A 3,539-nucleotide genomic window follows, 5' to 3' on the forward strand; every position below is an offset into this window, starting at 1 on the left:
ACGGCGTCCGCGCCGGGCGGCGCGTCATCCGCGCCGGGCGGCGCCTCGTCAGCGGCCGGCGGGTCGGCAGCCGGTGCCGGCGCCGGTGCCGGTGCCGGTGGTGCCCAGGGGGCTGGTGGGGACGACGTCATCGACGCCGAGTTCACCACCGGCGACGATGGCTGAGAACAGGCCGGACGCCGAGCGGCCCGACGCCGCCGCGGCATCCGACCTCGCCGCACAGCTCGAGCAGTGCCAGGCGGCTCACCTGCGGACGCTGGCGGACTTCGACAACGTCCGCCGGCGGACGGGCCGGGAGATCGCCGCCGCGAAGGCAGCCGAGCGGGATCGGGTGGTGCGGGCGTGGCTGCCCGTCCTGGACCATCTCGAACTGGCGCTCGCACATGCCGAGTCCCATCCCGACGCGCTCGCCGACGGCGTCCGCGGGGTGCGCCAGCTCGCCCTGGAGGCCCTGCGCGCCGGCGGGGTCAGCCGCATCGACGCCGACAGCGGCCCTTTCGACCCCAACCGGCACGAGGTCGGGGCCGTCGTCGACGGCTCCGCGCAGCCGGAGCCGATTCCGGCCGGCACCGTCATCGAGGTGATGCGTCCGGGCTACCAGGCCGACGGCCGCGTGCTGCGACCGGCGTCGGTGGCCGTGAGCGCCGGCCCGCGCCCGCAGCCGGCCTCCGGGGGACCGCCGGCCGCGACACCGCAAGCCGCGGGTTCAGGGGGTTCAGGGGGTTCAGGGCCGCAGGCCGCTCGGTCCGGACGCGATGCGGGGGGACCGGGGCCCGACGCCGGGCCGGAGGCATCGTGAGATGGGCGCCAGCGGAACCAGGGACCGCAGCCGGGAGGACTTCTACGAGATCCTCGGCGTCCCCCGCGATGCCGACGCCGACGCCATCCAGCGGGCCTACCGCAAGCTCGCCCGCAGATACCACCCGGACATCAACTCCGACCCCGGTGCCGAGGAGCGGTTCCCGGATCACCCTGCCCGCTCCCGGTGGGGGCGCGCGCGAGGTGGAGGTGACGACCCCGGCCGGGGTCACCGACGGCCAGTGGCTGCGGCTCGCCGGGCAGGGCGGCCGGGGCCGGGGCGGGGGCGAGCGGGGTGACCTCTACCTGGTGGTGCGGCTGGCCCGGGACCCGAGGTGCCGGGTCGAGGGTCGAGACGTGCACACCAACCTGCCGCTCGCGCCGTGGTGGGAGGGCACGCTCGGCGCGCAGGTCACCCTGCCGACGCCGGACGGCGGCGAGGCGACCCTCACGGTCCCGCCCGGCACCTCCACCGGCCGCCGCCTGCGCCTGCGCGGGCGGGGTCTGCCCCGTCCCGGGCGTGCTACCCGCCGCGGCGAGGGCGCCGGTGACCTCTACGCCCACGTGCGGATCATGGTCCCGCCGAAGCCGACCGAACGGGAGCGGGAGCTGTTCGCCGAGCTTGCCGGGACGTCGTCGTTCAACCCGAGGGAGCGGTCATGACCACGCTGCTGGTGCGCGCCCGAGCCGTCGACCGCCGCGACCAGGCGCTCGATCTGGACGCCTTCTGTGTCGCGGCCCGGCTGCATCCCGATCTCGTCCGCCGGCTGGTTGCGCTCGGCCTGCTCGACGCCGAGATCGACCCCGCCGGCCGGTACCTGCTCTCGGCGACGGCGGTGGCCCGCGCCGCCCGCATCGAACGGCTCCGCCGTGACCTTGGCGTCACCTACGCCGCGAGCGGGGTCGTGCTCGACCTGCTCGACCGGATCTGCGAACTCGAACGGCTGCTGCGAGTCCGAGGAGGTCGCTCATGACCACGACCGGGGTCGATCCCCATCTCGCGCTGGTCCGGTCCGTCGTCCCGCACACCCCACGCGGTTGCGAGGACTGCCTGCGGATCGGCTCCGTCTGGGTGCACCTGCGACTGTGCCTGACCTGCGGCCACGTCGGCTGCTGCGACTCCTCCCCGCTGCGCCACGCCCGGGCTCACGCACACGCCTGCGCCCATCCCATCGTGCGCTCCTTTGAACCGGGCGAGCACTGGCGGTGGTGCTACGTCGACGAGACCTTCGTCTGACCGGGATCAGGAGCCGATCACGAACGTCCATGCACGGCCGGCCCGGCCGGCCGAAGTCGAAACGGGGGATCAGCATGAGCACGCAGAGTCAACAGGAGCGCCGCGACCCGCAGGCGCGCCAGATCGGTGACCAGGGGACACACGGGGGCGCGCGATGCGCCGTCCGCCCGGACGCGCTCGCAACCGCGCTCGGCTGGTTCAGCATCGGCCTCGGCGCGACCGAGCTCGGGGCGCCCGACCTGGTCGCCAGGGCCGTCGGGGCGGAGAACTCGGCCGTCGCCAGGACCGTGACGCGGATCTTCGGCGGCCGTGAGATCGCCAGCGGCGTCGGCGTGCTCGGCGGTGGGCAGCCGGGCTGGTGGTTGTGGGGACGGGTCGCGGGCGACATCCTCGACCTGTCGGCGCTGGCGCTCGTCGCGGCCCGGCGCCGGGCGACCGGCGGGCGCCTGGCCCGCCCGCTGCTGGCCGCGGGCTCGGTCGTCGGCGTCACCGTGCTGGACATTATCGCCGCCCGCCGGCACAGCCGTGCCGGTGCGGCGGGCCATCCGGTGCGGGCGAGGTCGAGCACCACCGTCCGCCGGGCGCCCCAGGACCTCTACCGTCGGTGGCACGACTTCGAGTCGCTGCCCACGTTCATGTACCACCTCGACTCGGTGCGGACCACCGACGGAACCTCGCACTGGAAGGTCCGAGGACCCGCCGGAACGAAGATCGAATGGGATGCCCGGATCGTCGAGGACCGGCCCGGCGAGCTGATCGCCTGGCGGTCGGTCGATCACTCGGACGTCCGCAACGCCGGGACGGTGCGCTTCCGACCGGCGCCGGGGGGCCGGGGGACCGAGGTCCAGGTCGACCTGGAGTACCAGCCGCCCGCCGGGGCCGCGGGCGTCGCCCTCGCGAAGGTGCTCGGGGAGGAACCCGGTCAGCTGCTCACCGAGGACCTGCGCCGTTTCAAGCAGCTGATGGAGACCGGCGAGGTCGTCCGGTCCGAGGCGAATCCGACCGGCTCCCGGCCGGCCAGCCGCCTGCTGCGTCAGCATCCGGCCCAGCCACTCGGTCAGTCGTGATTCGGTCAGTCGTGATTCGGAAGGACTCCACTCATGCGTGCAAACTGCTGGCTCGGTCGGGGCGAGGTCGAGATCCAAGAGGTCCCCGATCCGAAGATCCTCAACAGTCGTGACGCGATCGTGCGGATTTCCAAAACCGCCATCTGCGGCTCCGACCTGCACCTGTTCAACGGGTTCGTGCCGACGATGATGAAGGGGGACGTGCTGGGCCACGAGTTCATGGGCGAGGTGGTCGAGGTCGGTCACGATGTGGAGACCCTCCGCATCGGCGACCGCGTCGTCGTGCCGTTCCCCATCGCGTGCGGGCGGTGCAACACCTGCCTCGCGGGCGACTTCTCGCTGTGCGAGAACTCCAACCCGAACGCCGCGCTGGCGGAGAAGATCCTCGGCCACGCCCCTGCCGGCATCTTCGGGTACTCGCACATGCTCGGTGGATT

At 73.7% G+C, this 3,539-nt stretch carries 5 protein-coding genes and 1 pseudogene; all 6 read left to right on the forward strand.

What is annotated here, in order from left to right; genetic code table 11:
• The first annotated feature begins 157 nt into the window (after nt 1–157).
• Entirely contained in the window at nt 158–799 is a 642-nt protein-coding gene (locus FRAQA3DRAFT_RS25020; RefSeq protein ID WP_083873673.1) for a nucleotide exchange factor GrpE, read from the forward strand.
• Nucleotide 800: 1 nt separating this feature from the next.
• Nucleotides 801–1,461, forward strand: a pseudogene (locus FRAQA3DRAFT_RS25025) (DnaJ C-terminal domain-containing protein).
• Nucleotides 1,458–1,772 carry a chaperone modulator CbpM gene (locus tag FRAQA3DRAFT_RS25030; RefSeq protein ID WP_009741842.1) on the forward strand — a complete coding sequence of 105 codons (315 nt, stop codon included), beginning with the start codon at nt 1,458–1,460 and terminating at the stop codon, nt 1,770–1,772. Before FRAQA3DRAFT_RS25025 ends, FRAQA3DRAFT_RS25030 begins: the two are co-directional and overlap by 4 nt.
• Nucleotides 1,769–2,035 carry a UBP-type zinc finger domain-containing protein gene (locus tag FRAQA3DRAFT_RS25035; protein WP_009741843.1) on the forward strand — a complete coding sequence of 89 codons (267 nt, stop codon included), beginning with the start codon at nt 1,769–1,771 and terminating at the stop codon, nt 2,033–2,035. Before FRAQA3DRAFT_RS25030 ends, FRAQA3DRAFT_RS25035 begins: the two co-directional genes overlap by 4 nt.
• A gap of 74 nt (nt 2,036–2,109) precedes the next feature.
• A complete protein-coding gene (locus tag FRAQA3DRAFT_RS25040) occupies nt 2,110–3,102 on the forward strand; it encodes an SRPBCC family protein (protein ID WP_009741844.1) in 993 nt (330 codons plus the stop codon).
• Between the two features lie 33 nt (nt 3,103–3,135).
• A partial coding sequence (locus FRAQA3DRAFT_RS25045) for an alcohol dehydrogenase catalytic domain-containing protein (RefSeq protein ID WP_009741845.1) occupies nt 3,136–3,539 on the forward strand: 404 nt, incomplete at its 3' end.

The sequence above is a fragment of the Frankia sp. QA3 genome (assembly GCF_000262465.1).
Lineage (GTDB): Bacteria > Actinomycetota > Actinomycetes > Frankiales > Frankiaceae > Frankia.